The sequence below is a fragment of the Streptomyces sp. AC627_RSS907 genome, assembly GCF_019049165.1.
The window spans coordinates 1-542 of sequence record NZ_JAGMUE010001186.1 but is presented as its reverse complement, the minus strand read 5'-3'; the positions used below and the strand labels follow the sequence as shown (position 1 = coordinate 542).

At 72.5% G+C, this 542-nt stretch carries 1 protein-coding gene; it reads right to left on the bottom strand.

The genetic code is table 11. The features are described from left to right. A partial coding sequence (locus tag KUM32_RS40980; protein WP_217146739.1) for a beta-ketoacyl synthase N-terminal-like domain-containing protein occupies window positions 1–542 on the bottom strand: 542 nt, incomplete at both ends.

Here is a 542-nt window from a genome sequence, read left to right as displayed (position 1 = left end):
GGCGCCGTGAGGCCGTTGCTGGCGCCGTCCTGGTTCACCGCGCTGCCCCGCACCACGGCGAGGATGGGATGTCCGTTGCGGCGGGCGTCCGAGAGCCGTTCGAGGACGAGCATGCCGACGCCCTCGGCCCAGCTGGCGCCGTCCGCGGCGGCCGAGAACGGCTTGCTGCGGCCGTCGGAGGCGAGCGCGCGCTGGCGGCTGAACTCGATCAGCGACATCGGTGTGGACATCACCGTCACACCACCGGCGAGCGCCAGGTCGCACTCGCCCTGGCGCAGCGCCTGCCACGCGAGGTGCAGGGCGACCAGCGACGACGAACACGCCGTGTCCACCGTCACCGCCGGCCCTTCGAGGCCCAGGGTGTAGGAGATGCGGCCGGAGAGCACGCTGGGCGAGACGCCGGTGCCGATGTAACCCTCGACGTTGTCCTGGGACCCGGCGAGGACACCGCCGTAGTCCTGGTAGGTCACGCCCGCGTAGACACCGGTCTGGCTGCCCTTCGCGGAGACCGGGTCGATACCGGCCCGCTCCAGCGCCTCCCA